The 18,538-nt window shown below is 65.0% G+C and carries 14 protein-coding genes and 1 tRNA gene; 3 read left to right on the forward strand and 12 right to left on the reverse strand.

Annotation, left to right across the window (positions count from 1 at the left end):
• Positions 1-12 precede the first annotated feature (12 nt).
• The 7 genes from IF809_RS11815 to rpmH form a co-directional block, all read right to left on the reverse strand.
• A complete protein-coding gene (locus IF809_RS11815) occupies positions 13-999 on the reverse strand; it encodes a DUF1036 domain-containing protein (protein ID WP_128969140.1) in 987 nt (328 codons plus the stop codon).
• Between the two features lie 80 nt (positions 1,000-1,079).
• On the reverse strand, positions 1,080-1,967 hold the full coding sequence (gene argB, locus IF809_RS11820; RefSeq protein WP_128963809.1) for an acetylglutamate kinase: 888 nt from the start codon (positions 1,965-1,967) through the stop codon (positions 1,080-1,082).
• A 207-nt stretch (positions 1,968-2,174) separates the two neighbouring features.
• A complete protein-coding gene (locus IF809_RS11825) occupies positions 2,175-2,534 on the reverse strand; it encodes a DUF423 domain-containing protein (protein ID WP_128963810.1) in 360 nt (119 codons plus the stop codon).
• Positions 2,534-3,187, reverse strand: coding sequence for a ribosome biogenesis GTP-binding protein YihA/YsxC (yihA, locus tag IF809_RS11830; RefSeq protein ID WP_462837656.1), 654 nt, complete (start codon positions 3,185-3,187; stop codon positions 2,534-2,536). The genes IF809_RS11825 and yihA overlap by 1 nt, the downstream gene beginning before the upstream one ends.
• 142 nt (positions 3,188-3,329) lie before the next feature.
• On the reverse strand, positions 3,330-5,186 hold the full coding sequence (yidC, locus tag IF809_RS11835; RefSeq protein WP_128963812.1) for a membrane protein insertase YidC: 1,857 nt from the start codon (positions 5,184-5,186) through the stop codon (positions 3,330-3,332).
• A 16-nt stretch (positions 5,187-5,202) separates the two neighbouring features.
• Entirely contained in the window at positions 5,203-5,583 is a 381-nt protein-coding gene (gene rnpA / locus IF809_RS11840) for a ribonuclease P protein component (protein ID WP_462837657.1), read from the reverse strand.
• A 28-nt stretch (positions 5,584-5,611) separates the two neighbouring features.
• Entirely contained in the window at positions 5,612-5,746 is a 135-nt protein-coding gene (gene rpmH / locus IF809_RS11845; protein ID WP_008542748.1) for a 50S ribosomal protein L34, read from the reverse strand.
• Positions 5,747-6,119: 373 nt separating this feature from the next.
• On the opposite strand from rpmH, the gene IF809_RS11850 reads away from it, so the two are divergent.
• Both IF809_RS11850 and IF809_RS11855 read left to right on the forward strand, forming a co-directional pair.
• The gene (locus IF809_RS11850) at positions 6,120-7,619 is read left to right on the forward strand and encodes an ATP-binding protein (RefSeq protein ID WP_462837658.1); all 1,500 of its coding nucleotides are present in this window, start codon (positions 6,120-6,122) and stop codon (positions 7,617-7,619) included.
• Between the two features lie 262 nt (positions 7,620-7,881).
• Positions 7,882-7,958: transfer RNA gene (locus IF809_RS11855), tRNA-Arg, on the forward strand.
• A 116-nt stretch (positions 7,959-8,074) separates the two neighbouring features.
• Here IF809_RS11855 and IF809_RS11860 read toward each other — a convergent pair.
• Complete coding sequence (locus IF809_RS11860; RefSeq protein WP_453994682.1) at positions 8,075-8,314, reverse strand: hypothetical protein; 240 nt, start codon at positions 8,312-8,314, stop codon at positions 8,075-8,077.
• Between the two features lie 328 nt (positions 8,315-8,642).
• Between IF809_RS11860 and IF809_RS11865 the strand changes: the two genes are divergently transcribed.
• Positions 8,643-9,509, forward strand: coding sequence for a copper chaperone PCu(A)C (locus tag IF809_RS11865; protein ID WP_462837659.1), 867 nt, complete (start codon positions 8,643-8,645; stop codon positions 9,507-9,509).
• A gap of 6 nt (positions 9,510-9,515) precedes the next feature.
• Here the strand turns inward: IF809_RS11865 and IF809_RS11870 are convergent, their stop codons facing one another.
• From IF809_RS11870 to IF809_RS11885, 4 genes are all read right to left on the reverse strand, one after another.
• Positions 9,516-12,623, reverse strand: a complete 3,108-nt coding sequence (locus tag IF809_RS11870) for an efflux RND transporter permease subunit (protein ID WP_462837660.1) — start codon at positions 12,621-12,623, stop codon at positions 9,516-9,518.
• Positions 12,620-15,799, reverse strand: coding sequence for an efflux RND transporter permease subunit (locus IF809_RS11875; protein ID WP_462837661.1), 3,180 nt, complete (start codon positions 15,797-15,799; stop codon positions 12,620-12,622). Before IF809_RS11875 ends, IF809_RS11870 begins: the two co-directional genes overlap by 4 nt.
• A gap of 8 nt (positions 15,800-15,807) precedes the next feature.
• Positions 15,808-17,028, reverse strand: a complete 1,221-nt coding sequence (locus tag IF809_RS11880) for an efflux RND transporter periplasmic adaptor subunit (RefSeq protein ID WP_462837705.1) — start codon at positions 17,026-17,028, stop codon at positions 15,808-15,810.
• A gap of 219 nt (positions 17,029-17,247) precedes the next feature.
• A complete protein-coding gene (locus IF809_RS11885; RefSeq protein ID WP_462837662.1) occupies positions 17,248-18,345 on the reverse strand; it encodes a glycoside hydrolase family 3 N-terminal domain-containing protein in 1,098 nt (365 codons plus the stop codon).
• Between the last annotated feature and the right edge of the window lie 193 nt (positions 18,346-18,538).

Consider the following 18,538-nt stretch of genomic DNA (forward strand, 5'->3'; position numbering starts at 1 on the left):
GAACGCTCTCAATCAGGGCAACGCAAAGCGCAGCGTCTTGCCGCCGCTGCTCATATCCACGGGCCCAAAACCGGTCGCGGCAAATCCGCGCGCGCCGCAATCGGCCTGCTCGGTGGTCTCGAACTTGGTGTCGCGGGTGCAGAGCTGCTTGTCGCCGCCCCAGTTCAGCGGTCTGTCCTTCAGCTTGATGGCGCGGTTGTCGGCATCGACGGCTTCCGCGAAGCTGAAGATCTGCTTGGGCTGGCCGGCAATGTCAGGGTGCAGGCATGTCTTGGGATCGATGCGGTACCAGCCCCGGCTGGTCACGGACTTGCCGTCGTCGGTCGCGATGGCCGCCATCACCTTGTGAGGCGTGTCGTTGCACCAGGTGAGACCGCTGGTGGACGGCGTCTGCGCCGCATCGACCATGGTCTTGAAGAAGTTCGGCGAGCCGACCACGTCCGAGGACAGCCCGCGGCTCTTCAGGAATGCGGCGAGTGCTCCTTGCGTCTTCGGTCCGTCGACGCCGTCGATCGCGCCGACGTCATAGCCGGCGATCACCAGCAGCCGCTGGATACCGGCAAGCCGCGCCTGCTCGTCGTCATATTCGGAGTCCTCGGCGAGATAGGCGACGAGATTGCCGTCGTCGGCCTGCGTCGGCGTCACTTGTGTGAACGGTGCCTGCGTCTGACCGCTACGGCACTGCCGCGCGGCCGCGATGACGAAATTGTCCTGGGCCACGCACAGCATGTCGCGGCCGTTCTGCGGAATCGGTGAGGCGCCATAGACGCCGAGCGCGCGGGCATTGAGCAGGATGCGGTCGGCGGTGAGCGTGCCCTGCACCACCACGCGACAGGTCGCAGGATCGATCCTGAACCAGCCCCGCGTCGCCGTCGCCGCCTTGTCGTCGATGCCGATCGCGGCCTCGACGACATAGGACATGCGGTTGCAGATCTTCAGATCGGCCAAGGCCGGCGCGGAGGAAAAGACGAACGAGACGGCGGCGGCCGGCAGCGTCATCAGCAGACGCGTGAGGGGCGAGCGGCTGGGGTACCGCGCCTTCGGCCCGGCGATCCCCGTCGCTCCTGTCGTCTTGTCGGTCACTTGTGGATCAGCGTTCCCGTGCCCTGGTTGGTGAAGAGCTCGAGCAGCACTGCGTGTTGCATCTTGCCGTCGATGATGACGACGCCCTCGACGCCCTGCTCAAGCGCGTAGATGCAGGTCTCGACCTTCGGGATCATGCCCCCGGAAATGGTGCCGTCGGCAATCAGCTTGCGTGCGTCCTTGACCGACATTTCGGGGATCAGCTTCTTCGACTTGTCGAGCACACCGGGCACGTCGGTGAGCAGCAGCAGGCGCTTGGCCTTCAGCGCGCCCGCGATCGCGCCGGCAAAGGTGTCGCCGTTGACGTTCAGCGTCTGGCCGTCATGCGACGTGGCAAGCGGCGCCAGCACCGGGATCAGCTCGTAGCCGATCAGCTGGTTGAGCAGGGTGAGGTCGACCTTTTCGGGGTCGCCGACGAAGCCGAGATCGACCACCTTCTCGATGTGCGAATCCGGATCGACCATGGTGCGGGTCGTCTTCGACGCCTTCACCATGTTGCCGTCCTTGCCGCAGAGGCCGACGGCCTTGCCGCCGGCATCGTTGATGTAGCCGACGATCTGCTTGTTGACCGAGCCGGCCAGCACCATCTCGACGACCTCGATGGTCGCGGCATCGGTGATGCGCAAGCCCGCTGCGAACTCCGATTGAATGCCGAGGCGCTTGAGCATGGTCGCGATCTGCGGCCCGCCGCCATGCACCACGACCGGATTGATCGCAGTCTGCTCGAGCAGCACGATGTCGCGGGCAAAATTCTTCGCGGTCTCCTCGTCGCCCATGGCATGGCCGCCATATTTGATGACGATGGTTTCTTCGTCGTACTGCTGCATGTGCGGCAGCGCTTCGGACAGGATGCGGGCCTGGTCGAGCGGGGAGATGTCGGTCATGTCACGGTCTCGCTGGCGGGACTAACGCGGGTTCGCCTTCTATCCGATTGGCGGGCGAGGCGCAAAGCGTGGCTGGCATGCTGCTCTCATGTCCCGGACGCGGTGCGGCGCGTAGTGCCGCGCCGCTGAGCCGGGACCCAGAAGCGGCATGGGCCCCGGCTCAGCGGCGCACCGCTGAAGCGCTGCGCCGCGTCCGGGACATGAGACCTACTTCGCCGCCACCACCGCCGCCAGCGTCACCGCCAGCCAGCTCGCAATCATCGCCGTCCCCCCTGTCGGCGCCGCGAACGGAAACAGCGAATGCCCGGCATATTGCCGCAAGGTGAGATCGCCCGCGAACAGCGCCGCGCCGATCACGAAGCCGAACGCGGCGATCAGGCCAATTCCGCCGTGCAGAAGGCCGCGCGCGAGCAAGGCCGCCACCGCCAATATGGCAGTTGCATGAAACAGCAGCATGGCGCTTGCGGAGGCAAGCCGGCTGGCGTCGGTGCCGTGAGCGGAGGCGGCGGCCAGCGCGACGCCGGCGGCGCCCATTAGGCCGGCGAGCGCAATCAGCAGGCGCGCCATCACGAGCTTCGCTCTTCCAGCAGCTTGGCCATGGCGGCGCGCAGCTCGGCCATCCCGCTCGACGAGCGCGACGAGGTCGCGATGACGTTCGGGAACGCAGCCGGATGCTTGGCGAGCGCGGCTTCGGTCTCGGCGATGCGTGATTGCAACTCGGAGGCCTTCACCTGGTCGGCCTTGGTCAGCACGATCTGATAGCTGACGGCGGAGCGGTCGAGCGTCTTCAGCACCTCGAGGTCGACATCCTTGAGGCCATGGCGCGCATCGATCAACACGTAGACGCGCGCGAGCGAGGCGCGGCCCAGCAGGAATGTATCGATCAGCTCGGTCCAGGACGCGACCTGGCTCTTGGGCGCCTTGGCATAGCCATAGCCGGGCATGTCGACGAGGCGAAGGTCGGTCTTGCCGGGGACCTCGAAGAAGATCAGCTCCTGGGTGCGCCCCGGGGTATGCGAGGTGCGCGCCAGCGCATTACGCCCGGTCAGCGCGTTGATCAGGCTCGACTTCCCGACATTGGAGCGGCCGGCAAACGCAATCTCCGGCCCCGCCATCGGCGGCAGCGTCTCGATCGAGGGCGAAGCCCAGATGAACTGCCAGTCGCGCGCGAACAGCTTTCGCCCGGCCTCGATCAGCTTCGCATCTTTGTCGTCGGTCATGCGAAGGCTCGCTGTTTCCTTGCGTCATTGCGAGCAAAGCGAAGCAATCCAGGAATGTATCCGCAGAGGGGACTCTGGATTGCTTCGGAGCTTCAGTGCAAAATTGCTTTGCAATTTTGTCACGAGCTCCTCGCAATGACGGCTACGTCGCTTTCCTCGCGAACGTCGCTTTGAGATTATCGAACAGCTCCACCTTCACACCGTTGCGGCGCATGATGAAGCTCTGCTGGAGCACCGAGAGCGTGTTGTTCCAGGCCCAGTAGATCACGAGGCCCGCGGGGAAGCCCGCCAGCATGAAGGTGAAGATCAGAGGCATCCAGTTGAAGATGATCTGCTGCGTCGGATCCGGCGGCGTCGGGTTCAGCTTCATCTGGAACCACATCGTGATGCCCATGATGATCGGCCAGATACCGAGCGCGAGATAATGGCCGAACACCGGCAGCGTGGTCGGATCGAACGGGATCAGCCCGAACAGCGTGAACAGATTGGTCGGATCAGGCGCGGAGAGGTCCTTGATCCAGCCGAAGAATGGCGCGTGCCGCATCTCGATGGTGACGAACAGCACCTTGTAGAGCGAGAAGAACACCGGGATCTGGATCACCACGGGAAGACAGCCGGCGACCGGATTGATCTTCTCCTTGCGGTAGATCTCCATCATCTCCTGCTGTTGCTTCACCTTGTCGTCGGGATAACGCTCTTTCAGCGCCTGAAGCTGCGGCTGGATCGACTTCATCTTCGCCATCGAGGCGTAGGACTTGTTCGCCAGCGGGAAGAACAACAGCTTCACGATGACGGTGACGAGCAGGATCGAGATGCCGAAATTGCCAAAGAAACGGTAGAAGAAGTCGAGGCCGAGGAACATCGGCTTGGTGATGAAGTAGAACCAGCCCCAGTCGATCAACAGGTCGAAATGGTTGAGGCCGAGCTCCTTGTTGTAGCCGCCGAGGCCTGCGAACGGGAACACGCCGACGACGCCGGCTTCCTTGGCGCCGGCGAACAGCCGCGCATTTGCGGTCGCGGTGCCGCCGATCGCGACGGTGACGGGATCGAGCAGATAATCGGTCTGATAGCCCCGGATGTTGTTGGCGAGGGTCGACGAAAAGCTCGCCTGGAGCTGGGCATTGGTGTCGGGCAGCAGCGCCGAGGCCCAGTACTTGTCGGTGATGCCGAGCCAGCCATTGGTGGCCTTGAAGTCGACCTTCTTGGCTTCGTCGATCTTCTTGTAGGCGTATTCCTGCAAGCCGTGGTCGCCGAGATAGCCGATCAGGCCTTCATGCAGGATGTAATAGCCCGAGACGTGCGGCGTGCCGTGGCGCGAGATCAGCGCGAACGGATAGAGCGTGACCGGTGCGTTGCCGACATTGCTCACCTCGTCCTTGATGCTGAAGAGGTAATGGTCGTCGACCGAGATGGTGCGGCGGAAGGTGAGGCCTTCGCCATTGTCCCATTTCAGCTTCACCGGCGTGGTCGGCGTCAGGCTGCCGCTGCCGTCCTGCTGCCAGAGGGTTTGGGCATCAGGCAGCTTGGCCGTCACGCCCGTTGCCGGCACCCAGCCGAACTCGGCGTAATAGGGCTCAGCCGTACCAGACGGAGAATAAAGAATGATCGGCGGCGACTTCGGATCGACGGTTTCGCGGAATTGCACCAGCGCGATGTCGTCGATGCGCCCGCCCTTCAGCGAGATGCTGCCGGCAATGCGCGGTGTGTCGATCTTGACGCGCGGGGTCGCTGCGATCGCGGTCTCGCGGCTCACGGTCGGCTGGGCTGGCTGGTTTGCGCCCGGAGCCGCTGATGGCTGGGTCGCGCCGCCCGCTTGCTGCGATGTGGTGCCAGGCGTCGCGGAGGCCGTCGGCTGCGGATTGGCCTTTTGGAGCTCCGCCTGCGCCTGCTGCTGGGCGCGCTGCTTCTCCATCGCCGGCACGTTGTAGAAGTACTGCCAGGCGATCAGCACCAGGCCGGACAGAATGACGGCGAGGATGGTATTGCGATTGTCGGTCATCTCGATGGTCTCGTCATCAATCCGGTTTGCGGCTGGTCGCCGGGGTACGGCTCTGGCCGCGTCCCTTGTGCGTATGCCGCGCGGGCTTCGTGAACGCTATGCGCAGATCGTCGAGCATGGTGGCGAAGTCGCGCGACAGCGCGTCCCTGCGACCAACCAGCACGTAATCATGATGGGGTTGCATCGACACCGGATCGAGCCGCTTCACCAATTCGCGAAGTCGGCGCCGGATGCGATTGCGCTCGGGGGCGTTGCCGTTCTTTTTGGTAACGGTGAAGCCGATCCTGACAGGACCAACATCGTCGCGACGACGGCTTTGCAGGACGAACGCAGGACTATTCGCCCGCGCGCCATTGGCAACGGCGAGGAAATCCGCTCGCTGCCTCAGCCGTTCCATGATGAAATCCCGGAAAAGGGGGTCCGGCTCAGGCGCTCAGACGCTTGCGGCCGCGGGCGCGGCGGGCGGCGAGGACCTTGCGACCGCCGGCAGTGGCGAGACGGGCACGGAAACCGTGACGGCGCTTGCGCACCAGTTTGCTGGGTTGATAAGTCCGCTTCACGGGTTTTTCTCCGCTGACCGGGCAATTTGCCTGTAGAATTGAAGGTAAAGTCCGGAAGATGCGACCCAAAACGGGCCGTTTCCGGCCCCAGAAGAGCCGCTCCCGGTATCGCACCGGGTCATCGCGGACAATTTGCGCGGCTTATAAGGGAGCGTCTTGTTTTCGTCAACGCCGCAGGTCCGCGCAGTTCCGGTGAATATCGCTGTTTCCTTGCCTGTTTCCTGGGGGTTTTTACCCCTGAGGTGGCGGATAGCGATATCAGCACCTACATCCCACCTCGGCAGATTAGCGATCCGTAATTTGACCACCCCTAGGGTCGGGTCGCATCCTCCGTCAGCCGAACTCTATCAGAAGGCCAGCAGGGGCGAATTTCGTGGCAACGACAGACCTCCAGCAGCTGACCCAAGAGCTGGATCCGGATCAGCCGATGGTGCGGTCGCGCGGTTCGGGTGGGCTTGGCCTATCCGGAAAATTGCTGCTGCTGACCGTGCCCCTGGTGATGATTGCGGCCGTCCTGCTCTATGTGCCCGCGATCGCGAACTTCTGGGTCAACCGGCTCAACGACCGCGTCGCCGCGGCCAACACCGCGGCGCTGGTGCTCGATGCCGCACCGCTCGGCATGGTCCCCGATTCGCTGTCGCGCGAGATCCTGAAGAGCATCAATGCGCGCGCGGTCGCGATCAAAATGGGCCAGCAGCGCCGCCTGCTCGCCAGCGACAATCTGCCTGCGACGATCGAGCACGACATCGACCTGCGCGACATGACGGTATGGGAGGCGATCACCGGATCGTTCCAGATGATGCTGGAGACCGGCAACCAGCCGATCCGCATCGTCGGCCCCGGCGTCGGCAATGCCCAGTTCATCGAGATCGTGACCGACGATCTGCCGCTGCGGCAGTCGATGTATCGCTTCTCCCGCAACCTCGTGGTGGTTGCGCTCATCATCGGCATTTTGACCGCCGGTCTGGTCTATCTCGCGCTCCATTACCTGTTCGTGCGGCCGATGCGGCGGCTGACAGCGAGCCTGGTCGGCTTCCATGAAAACCCCGAGAGTTCCGCTCGGATCATCGTGCCGAGCCAGCGCAGCGACGAGATCGGCGTTGCCGAGCGCGAATTGTCGGACATGCAGCGCGACCTGATGTCGATGCTGCATCAGAAGAGCCGACTGGCCGCGCTTGGCCTCGCGGTCTCCAAGATCAATCACGATCTGCGCAATCTGCTCGCCTCGGCGCAGCTCTTGTCCGACCAGCTCGCCAGCGTGCCGGATCCGCGGGTGCAGCGCTTTGCGCCAAAGCTGGTGCGCTCGCTCGAGCGCGCCATCGCGTTCTGCCAATCGACGCTCTCCTACGGCCGCGCGCAGGAGGCCGCGCCCGACCGCCGCATGATGCTGATCGAGCCGGTCGTGCAGGAAGTGCGCGAGACCGCCGGCCTTGCCAGCGACGCCTCGATCGCCTGGGTCGCAGCGATCGAGCGTGGGCTCGCCGTCGATGCCGATCCGGACCAGCTGTTTCGCGTGCTGCTCAACCTCGTCCGCAACGCCGCCCAGGCGCTGGAGAGTCACGCCTCCGGGGACGGGGGGCCGCAGCAGATCCGCATCACCGGCAAGCGCGAGGGTGCGGTCGCCATCCTGGAGGTCTCCGATACCGGTCCCGGCGTGCCGCAGAAGACCCGGGAGCATCTGTTCGAGGCGTTTCAGACCTCCGGCCGCCCCGGCGGCAGCGGGCTTGGCCTCGCCATCGCCGCCGAACTGGTCCGTGCCCATGGCGGCGACATTCACCTGGTCGAAGGCACCATCGGCGCCACCTTCCGGATCGTCATCCCCGACCGCCCCGTGGAACTGCTTTCGATCCGCAACGAGCGGGCCCGGGCGTAATAGGCGGGGCCGACAGTCTCTCGTCGTTTCGGGACGGTCCGCAGGGCCGGAATCCATAACCCCAGCTGGTGGTTATGGATTCCGGCCTCGCGACTTCGTCGCGCCCGGAATGACGGTCGGGTGTGTGAGAATACGCCAAAATCTCCTCATTCCGGACCTTGCCAACGCCGGCAAGAGCGGTTAGTCAGAGCGCTCTTTCGCACCCCTCCGGCGCTGTCCGGAGGCTGCCTGCGGGCTTAGGTCCGCACTCCATGCGAAAAACGCGCCCGTAGCTCAGCTGGATAGAGCATCAGACTACGAATCTGAGGGTCGGACGTTCGAATCGTTCCGGGCGCGCCATTTCCAGGGTTACGGGATTGTTCCGTCCTTGCTTTGCCTGCCAGCGACGGCCGCTTCAAGAAGGTCTTCGCTCCTCACATTCGGATGCAGCGTCAGACGATCCCAAGCTTCCCTCCTCAGGGAGTTCGCGCTTCGAGGGGGGCGGACGTCGGCGTGACCCGGCAATCGGTCACGAACGGTTCGGAAGCTTCGAGGAGTGTGATCCGACTCTGGAGCCGCGCGGCCTCGCCGGAGAGCCAGTGAAGCTCGGCGCACATGTCCATCAACTCGGCTTGGTCTGATTTATCGATGGCGCGCTTGGCGCGGCGTTCGCATTCGTCGGCCTTCTTCCGCAATAGCTCGATCGCCCCGATCATCGCTCGCTCCTGCCCGTTGGATTCACAAGCTTCATTCCTGAGTAGCCGGGTGCAATTCGGTGAACGTCCCAGAAGAAATACGGGATGATTAACGAATGGGTAAGGCTCACCGCTTGTCTCGTATCGCCAACAATACCAGCGCAGGCGGCGGAATCTTTGTCGGAGATCAAGCTCGGGGGCGAATGGCGCCGTAGTTTGTGTCCAGACAAAGAGCTGTCGCCCGTCACGGCCTACGGTGTGTCCAGGCCCAGCTGCCATGGCGCCGATGCAGATGCATCGTGCCGGCTGCAGCGGCTGCGGCTCTCGTTCCGCCGAGACGGAGATCGTCATGTTCGAGAAATTCGGAAGCTTCGCGCTGGTCCTTGCGGCCGTTCTGGCGTTCGTCGGGTCCGCGCCTGGTCTCGCCGATCATGCCGACATCGTCGTCAGCCAGGCCTGGAGCCGTGCCACGCCGAAGGGTGCGAAGGTCGCGAGCGGCTATCTCACCATCGAGAACCACGGCACCGCGCCGGACCGCCTTCTGTCCGCTTCCAGCCCGGCTGCAGCGACGGTCGAGATCCATCAGATGACGCTGCAGGACGGCATCATGACGATGCGTCAGCTCGAGCAGGGCTTGATGATTCCCCCGGGCGAGGTTGTCACGCTTGCGCCGGGCGGCAGCCACATCATGTTCATCTCTCTGGCTGCGCCGTTCGAGGAGGGGCAGCGCATCCCTGTTACGTTGAACTTCCAGCGTTCAGGGGCGATCGAGACGACATTCGACGTCGGCAGCGTCGGCGCCAAGGGGCCCAGGCTTCAGATCGCCTCGACGGAAACCTCAGCCCCGACGCTGCCTCCGACGCCGCAGAAGACGAGCGCTTCTCCTGAGGCGGACGAACCGTTCTTCACCCACATCTGCGGCACGCGCTTGATGGCCGATGTCACCGTCACGCCCGGCCGCACCGGACCCGTCGAAGTTCTGGTTCAGCTCTACGACGGCGACGAGCGGCCGCTGAGCGTCGATGCGCTGTCGGTGACGCTGGCCAACCCTGACAAGGCCATTGCGCCGGTGACCGCATCCGCGACGCGGATCGCGGCCGACAAATGGCGCGTCAGCATGACGACCGCGGCAAGCGGGAAATGGTCGCTGGCGCTCGGCATCGACATGAAGAAGGACGACCGCATCGACATCGCCGCGCCGATCCTGATCGAATGATCCCGTCTAGCCGTCGAGATCGGGAACAGGCGAGATCGGAGAACCGCCGGCTGCGAGCGCCTGACGCACAAGTCCTTTCTTCCGCCGCCTTAGCCTGTCCAGGATCAGATACATCGCCGGCGTCGAATACAGCGTGAACAGCTGGGCGACGACGAGGCCGCCCATGATGGTGATGCCGAGCGGCTGGCGGATCTCGAAGCCCGGGCCGGTGCCGAAGGCGATCGGGACGGCGCTCAGGAAGGCAGCCAGCATGGTCATGGTGATGGGTCGGGCCCGCAAGCGCGCCGCCAGCAGGATGGCCTCGCGCGCGCTGAGGCCGCGATTCCGCTCCGCATCGAGCGCATAGTCCACCATCATGATGGCGTTCTTCATCACCATTCCGACCAGGAGGATGCAGGCGATCGTGGTCACCAGCGTGAACTGGGTGCGCGTCGCCCACAGCGCGACCAGCGCGCCGAACGCGGTCGGCGGCAAGGTCGAGAGAATGGTCAAGGGGTGGACGTAGCTCTCGTAGAGCATGCCGAGCGCGATGTAGATCGCGATCAGCGCTGCTGCGAACAGCGCCGCCTGTTTGGCGATCGACTTGTCGGCTTCCTTGGCCTCGCCGCGGAATTCCGCCTTGATATCGTCGGGCAGCTTGGCGGCAAGTTCCTCCTTGCGGATCGAGGCGATGGCATCGGCGATCGACGTGCCCGGCTTGATATCGAAAAAGATCGTCGCGGCCGGAAACTGCGCGCTGTGACGGACCCACATCGCGGCGTGCGCGCGCTGTGGCCGGGTCAGGGCCGTCAGCGGCACCGCCTTGCCGCTGGCGCTCGGCACGTAGATCTGGCCCATGGACTCGGGACCGGTCGCGGCCTGCGGCTCGACCTCGAAGATCACGCGCGAATAGTTGGTCGGAAAATACAGGAGATTGACCTGGCGCTGGCCGAAGGCGTCGTTGAGCGTGTTGTCGACCGCCACAGGCGTCACGCCGAGCATCGCAGCGCGCAGGCGGTCGATGGTGAGGCCGGCCTGCAGACCGCCGGTCTCCCAGCTCGGGATGATGTCGATGATCTGGGGAATGCCGCGGACGCGGCGGATCATGTTCTCCGCGGCGCGCAGCACCTGCTCCTCGTCGATGCCCCAGAGCGTATATTGAAAGCGCGAGCCGCTGGATTGGACGCCGAGATTGAGATCCTGCAGCGGCACGAAGAACACTCGGACGCCGTCGATCCGGTTCATGCGTTCGCGCAACCGCGCGATAACCTTCTCGATCGGCAGTTTGCGAACCTCGGGTGGCTTGAGCGCCACCAGCATCTGCCCGACGCTGAGTGCGTTGCCGTTGCCCTCGCCGATGTAGGACGTCAAGCCCGAGATCGCGGGGTCTTCGAGGATCGCCTCGCCGACCGCGCGCTGCCGGTCCTCCATGGACAGGAACGAGATGTTCGAGGGCGCAACGGTTCGCACGAACATCACCCCGGTGTCCTGGGTCGGCATGAAACCCTTGGGCAATTGCAGATAGAGCCAGACGCTGGCGCCCGTCAGCGCGGCGATCGCGAGGGCGGTGAGGAAACGATGGCGCAGCGTCCAGTCGAGACTGCTTGCGTAGAACGTGCGGCGTGCGGGATCCGCATCCGGATTGTGCAGCCGTTGCCGGCCGCGATCGAGCAGATGTCCGCACATCATCGGCGTCAGCGTCAGCGAGATCGCCGCCGAGGACACGATGGCGACCACCAGCGTCACGCCGAATTCTCGGAAATAGCGCCCCACGATATCGGGCATGAACAGGATCGGGATCAGCGCCGCGATCAGGGCGACCGTGATCGCGACGACCGTGAAGGCCATCTGCCTGCTACCGTTGATGGCGGCCTGGAGTGCCGGCTCGCCCTCTGACATGTGGCGGATGATGTTCTCGATCATGACGATGGCGTCGTCCACGACGAAGCCGGCGGCGATGGTCAGCGCCATCAGCGAGAGATTGTCGAGGCTGAATCCGCACAGGCTCATCACGAAAAGGGTCGCGGCCAGCGAGACCGGAATCGTGACGCTCGGGATTACGGTCGCCCAGAACCGCCTGAGGAACAGCGCGATGACGAGCACGACCAGCACCGATGCGACCACGAGCGTGAGCTTGACGTCGTTCACGGCGGCCCGGATCAGCGTGGTGCGGTCGTAGATCGTATGCAGCTTGATGCCCGGCGGCAGCCAGCGCTGGATCTCCGGCAGCTGCGCCTTGATGGCATCGACGGTCTCGACGATGTTGGCGTCCGACTGCTTGTAGACGAACAGCACGACGCCGCGTTCGGTGCCGTACCAGCCGGCAAGGCGGTTGTTGATGACGCTGTCGGTCACCGATGCGACGTCGCCGAGCCTGACAGGGGCGCCGTTGCGCCAGGCCAGCACGATGTCGCGGTATTCGGAGGCCTGGAGCAGCTGGTCGTTGGCTTCGATGGTGAGACGCTGGCCATCGACCGAGACCGCGCCCTTCGGCAGGTTCTGCGATGCGCTGATCACGGCGACGCGTGCCGCCTCCAGCGACAGGTTCATCGCGGCAAGCCGGGCCGGCGACACCTGGATGCGCACCGCGCTTCGCTCCGCACCCGTCACGTTGATCCGCGCGACGCCCGGCAGCTGAGACAGTTTCGGCGAGATCACCCCGTCGGCAAGACTATACACCTCGCCCGAAGTGAACACGTCGCTGGTGAGCGCGAGCGCCACGACGGCGGCGCCGGCCGGATTCGCCTTCCAATAGACCGGCGGCCACGGACCCTTGGGCAGGTTCGGTCCCGCCGAGTTGATGGCGGCCTGCACCGCGCCGGCGGCGGCATCGAGATCGACCGAGAGCTCGAACTGCACCGTGATGCTGGTGCCGCCCATCGCGCTGAACGAGGCGATCTCGGTCACGCCAGGGATCAGCGCGAGCGTGGTCTCGAGCGGCTGCGCCAGCGCGTTCGCGACGGTGGCCGGGCTCGCACCGGGGAAGGGCGCGTAGATCCCGATGGTGGGCCGCTCCACCGCCGGGACCGAGGCAATCGGCAGGCGGAAATAGGCGACGCAGCCGAGCAGGAACACGCCGATCATCAGCAGCGTCGTCGCCACCGGCCGCAGCACGAATTGCGCGGTGATGCTCACGGCGCCGGCCGTTCGGCCTGCGGCAAGGCCGTCGCTTCGGATGCGGATCGCCGTCCGAACCGGCTGCGCAGCGAAGCGAAGGCCAGATAGACCACCGGCGTGGTGTAAAGCGTCAGCACCTGCGAGACGATCAATCCGCCGACGATGGCGATGCCGAGCGGCTGGCGCAGCTCGGAGCCGGTGCCCGAGCCGATCGCGAGCGGCAGGGCGCCGAACAACGCCGCCATCGTCGTCATCATGATGGGGCGGAAGCGGAGGATGCATGCCTGCCTGATCGCGTCGAACGAGGACGCGCCGTCCTCGCGTTCGGCGGCGAGCGCGAAATCGACCATCATGATGGCGTTCTTCTTGACGATGCCGATCAGGAGGATGATGCCGATCAGCGAGATCAGGTTGAGGTCCTGCCGGTACAGCATCAGCGCCAGCAGCGCGCCGATCCCGGCCGACGGCAATGTCGACAGGATCGTGATCGGGTGGATGTAGCTCTCGTAGAGCATGCCGAGGATCAGGTAGACCGTCACGATCGCGGCGAGCAGCAGCCACTTCTCGTCGCTGAGCGAATTGGCGAACTCGGCGGCGGTGCCGATCAGCTTGGTGGTGACCGCATCCGGCAGCCCGATCTCGCGCTCGGTCTGGCGCAAGGCGTCGGTCGCTTGGCTCAGCGACACACCGTCGGCGAGGTTGAACGAGATCGTCGTCGCCGGAAACAGGCCCTGATGCGAGATCAGCAGCGGCGCCTGCTGCCGCTCGATCCGCGCGAAGGCCGACAATGGCACCGGCGCGGAGGCCTTGCTGAACGCGCCGCTGAAGCCGCCGGTCTGCTGATCGATGGTGCTGGCCTGGGCCGCGGCGGCAGTGAGGTAGATCTTGCCGAGGATATCAGGGTCGTTGCGCAGCGCCGGATCGACTTCGATGATGACGTGATACTGACTGAGCGGACCGAACACGGTCGCGATCTGGCGCTGTCCGAATGCGTCGTACAGCGTCTGGTCGATCGTGTTCAGGCTGACGCCGTAGCTCGATGCGAGCTGGCGGTTGATGGTGACGGACATCTGCAGGCCTTCGTCCTGGCGGTCGTCGGCGACGTCGGCGAGCTCGCGCCGCTTGCGCAGGCCCTCGACCAGGCGGCGGCTCCAGAGCCGAAGCTCGTCCTCGTCGAGATCCTGCAGCGCATATTGGTATTGCGTGCGCGCGGCGCGCGATTCGATCTGCAGATCCTGCGCCGGCTGCAGATGCAGCGTGATGCCGCGAACGCCCTCGACGGCATGCTGCAGCCGCGCCATGACTGTAGCGGCCGACGACTTCCGCGCGTCGGGACTGCCGATGTCTATATAGAGCCGGCCGCTGTTCAGCGTCGTGTTGACCGAGCCGATGCCGACGAAGCTGCCGACCGTGACGACATCAGGGTCCTCGGCGATAACAGCCGCGAGCTGCTGCTGCCGTTCGGCCATCGCGGCGAAGGAGGTGTCCTGGGCCGCGTCCGTGGTGCCGATCAAAAGGCCCGTGTCCTGCAAGGGCAGGAATCCCTTGGGGATCGCGACGTAGAGCATCCCGGTCGCAACCAGCGTCAGCACGGTGAAGACCAGCGTGAGGTTGCGGTGCTTCAGCACCCAGTCGAGCCCCCACAGATAGAAGCCGGCGCAGGCACCGAAGCCGCGCTCGCTGAGGCGGAACAGAAAGCCGTGCTGCGCGTCCGCGTCCTCGCGTTGCAGCAGCTGGGCGCACATCATCGGCGTCAGCGTCAGCGAGACGAGGCCCGAGATCACGACGGCAAAGGACAGCGTGATCGCGAATTCCCGGAACAGCCGGCCGACCACGCCACCCATCAGCAGCAGCGGGATGAACACGGCGATCAGCGACACCGTGAGCGAGACGATGGTGAAACCGATCTGCCGCGCGCCCTTCAAGGCCGCTTGAAGCGGATCCTCGCCGTCCTCGACATAGCGCGCGATGTTCTCGATCATCACGATGGCGTCGTCGACGACGAAGCCCGAGGCGATCGTCAGCGCCATCAGGGAGAGATTGTCGAGGCTGAAGCCGCACAGCGCCATGACGCCGAAAGTTGCGATCAGCGAGACCGGGAGCGTGACGCTCGGAATCACGGTCGCCCACAGCTTGCGCAGGAAGATGAAGATGACGAGCACGACCAGCGCGACCGTCAGCACCAGCGTGAACTGCACGTCGTGGATCGCGGCCCGGATCGTCGTGGTGCGGTCGCTGACGACCGAGATCTTCAGCGCCGCGGGCAAGGAATCCTGCAGCTTCGGCAAGATGCCCTTGATGGCGTCCACGACCTCGATCGTGTTGGCGCCGGGCTGGCGCTGGATGTCCAGCAGCACGGCGCGCTCGCCCTGGAACCATGCCGCCTGCTCGGCGTCCTCGACGCCGTCGATGGCGCTGCCGACGTCGCGCAGCAGGACGGGCGCACCGTTGCGATAGGCGATCACCGCATCCTGGTACGCCTCCGCGGTGAACAGCTGGTCGTTGGTGTCGACGTGAAACGCCTGCCTCGGACCGTCGAGCGAGCCCTTGGGATTGTCCGCCGTGGTGGCGGCGATGCCGCGCCGGACGTCGTCGAGCGACAGGCCGAGCCCGGCCAGCCGGGTCGGGTTCATCTGCAGGCGCACGGCGCGCGTTTGTCCGCCCTCGATGCTGACGGCGCCGACACCAGGGATCTGCGACAGCTTCGGCACCAGAATGGTCGCGGCGTGATCATTGGCCTCGTGCAGCGCCATCGTCCTTGATGTCAGCGCCAGGATCAGCACCGGCGTATCGGCCGGATTGACCATGCGATAGGTCGGCGGGTTCGGCAGCTGCTCGACCGGGATCCAGCCGGCCGCCGCATTGATCCGCGCCTGCACGTCCTGCGCGGCCGCGTCGATCTTGCGCGACAGGTCGAATTGCAGCGTGATCTGGCTGTAGCCGTAGGAGCTGGTCGAGCTCATGTCGGTCAGTCCGGAGATCGTGCCGAAATAATGCTCCAGCGGCGCGGTGATCGAGGTCGCGACGACATTGGCCGAGGCGCCGGGATAGCGCGTCACCACCTGGATGGTGGGAAAGTCGACATTCGGCAACGGCGCAATCGGGAGCTCACGATAGCCGAGCATGCCCAGCAGCACGACCGCGACGATCATCAGCGTCGTCGCGATCGGCCGAAGAATGAAAGGCGCGGACATGGCGGGCCTCAGTCAACCCGCGGCTCGGAACGCGGCTGAGTGGCGGGCTGCGCCTTCGCCGTCGGCATCGCACCCTCGATCGTGATGTGAACCCCGTTCTCGAGCCGGTAGGTACCGTCGGTCACGACGCGCTCTCCCTTGGCGAGGCCGCGCTCGATCATCGCGCGTCCGTCGAAGACCTGTCCGACGGTGACAGGACGGAAGGCCGCGGTGTCGTCCGCCTTCGCGACCCAGACGAAATCGCCGCGCGGTCCGTGCCGCACGGCAACCGCCGGCGCGGTCACCGCGTTCTTGCGCGTCTCCACGGTGATCCGCCCATTGGCGAAATTGCCGGGCCAGAGTTTCAGCGCCTTGTTGGGAAAGCTCGCCTTCAGCTTGATGGTGCCGCTGGCCTGGTCGACCTGGTTGTCGACCAGCGTGATCGTGCCCCTGTCGAGCTCGGTGGTGTTGTCGGCGGTGAGCGCAACCACCGGCGCTTCGGTCTGGCCGAGGCTGAGCCGGGTCTGGCCGACGGCGGCGGCGGCAAGGGTGAAGATCACCGAGATCGGCTGCAGCTGCGTGACGGTGACGATGGTCGTCGGCGACACTGCGCGCACGTAATTGCCCTGGTCGACCTGGCGGATGCCGAGCCGTCCGCTGATCGGCGCACGGATATTGGTGAAGCCGAGCTGCGTGCGCGCATATTCGATCTGGGCCTCGTCGTTGCGGACCTGCGCCTTGTACTGCTCTACCAGCGCGTGCTGCTGGTCCACGGTCTGACGCGAGATCGCGGCGGTCTTGATCAGCGCGTCGTAACGCTCCATGTCGATCTGGGCGCCGTCCAGCAGCGCCTGGTCCTTCTGCCTGACAGCGATCTGCTGATCGAGCTGGGCCTGGAACGGGCGCGGATCGATCACCGCGATGATGTCGCCTTGTTTGACGTCCTGCCCCTCCTGGAAAAGGATCTGGACGATCTCGCCGTCGACCCGGCTCTGCACGTTGACGGTGTTGGAAGCCTGGATCGTGCCGATTCCGGTCAAATAGATCGGGACGTCCTCCGCCTTCGCGGCGGCGACCTTGACCGCGACCGCGGGCCGTGGCGGAGGTGCGGCAGGGCTTTGCTCGGCCTCCGCCGTCCGCATGAAGGGCAGCGCGAACGGCAGCTTGAGGTCCCGACCGTAATGATAGGCCCCATAGCATGCCGGCACCACGACCAGCGCGCCGATGAAGAGTTTTGCTGCGCGTTTCACGTTCAAACCCATCACCTCGGCCGGGCACCATTTCAGAGACAGTCGTCCCGGGATTGAAACCCACGCGGCATGAAGAGGCAACCGGACGTTGATCCCGGCGGGTGCATACCCGCTACCATTCGTAACACTAGCACGCGTAGCATATCGAGATCAACGGCGCTCGCGCGCGTGAAGGGCGGCTTGGCTGATGGTTTGCCGGCGGCCGGCGGGAATAACCCGCTAGACGACTTCGACAGTGGCCGCGTCGAACTGGGTGCCGGCGCCGCGATGGCGTGCGAGCACCTCGGCCGGCAGCTCCGAAACCTCGTTTTGGGGGGTGCCATCCAGCATCGCTTGAACGCGCTTAGCTGAGGCCTTCAGCACCGCCGGATCGAGCTTGCCTGAATCGACGCCGTCGAGGATCGATTGCGCCAGGAAGCGGGCGCGTTCGGTGTCGGTCAGATGCGAGCAGATCATCAGCATGTCGTTGCCCGCCGCCATGAAGCGCGCACCGGCGTCAGGCGCATCCAGTCGGCCGGCCATCGCACGCATGCCGACGTCGTCGGACACGATCACGCCGCGGAAATTCATCGCCTCGCGCAACAGTCCTTGCGTGATCGCGCGCGACAGCGTGACGGGATCGTTGGGATCGAGCTTGCGGTACAAGATGTGCGACGTCATCATCATCTCGATGCCGCCCTCGATGGCCGCTGCGAAAGGCTTCAGCTCGCGCGCCTTGATCTGGTCGAGATCGAGATCGAGCACCGGGAGTTCATGGTGCGAATCCACCTGCGTGTCGCCGTGCCCCGGGAAATGCTTGCCGCAGGCGCGCACGCCGCGGCGTTCCATCGCCTTCGTGAACGGCAGCATCGATTTGATGACCTCGTCGGCCGTGCGGCCGAAGGCGCGCTCGCCGATCACGGGGTTGGCGGGATTGGAGTGAATGTCGAGATCAGGCGCGAAGTTCAGGTTGCAGCCGAGCGAAGCGAGCTCGACGCCCATGGCGTCGCCGACCTGCTCGGCGGTCGAAGCCCAGCGCGCCGCATAGGAAAACCGCGTGATCGGCGGCGGCGTGCGACACACGCGGCCGCCTTCGTGGTCGATGGCGATGAACTGCTTGTCGCGCTGGGAAGCATCGCGGATCGCGGCGATCAGGTCGCGGTGAACAGACAGCCAGTCCCGATAGGGCAGGTCGTGGCGGAAATTGCTCTTATAGAGGATGACGCCGGCCGGCTTGAGATCCCGCAGCAGCGCGCGGTCGCGATCGTCAAGAACGCTGGTCGGCCGCAGGCCAAGGAAAAAATGGTCGCCGACCGTTGCAAGAAGGGAATCGCTCATCCGCCAGGGCCGTCATGGATCGTTCGAGTTGATTGGGATGGAGCTGGACGCAACGCGAACTCTTAAGCTCCCGTGCGGGCCTTCGAACGGCCTCGCATCGTTACGACGATATTCCAAATTTCTTAACGGAATCAACCTTCGAATAACGGCACAGGCAGCCGCGCCGGCAAGGTCGGAGGTGCGTGCCTTGCCG

The organism is Bradyrhizobium sp. UFLA06-24, from assembly GCF_054967145.1.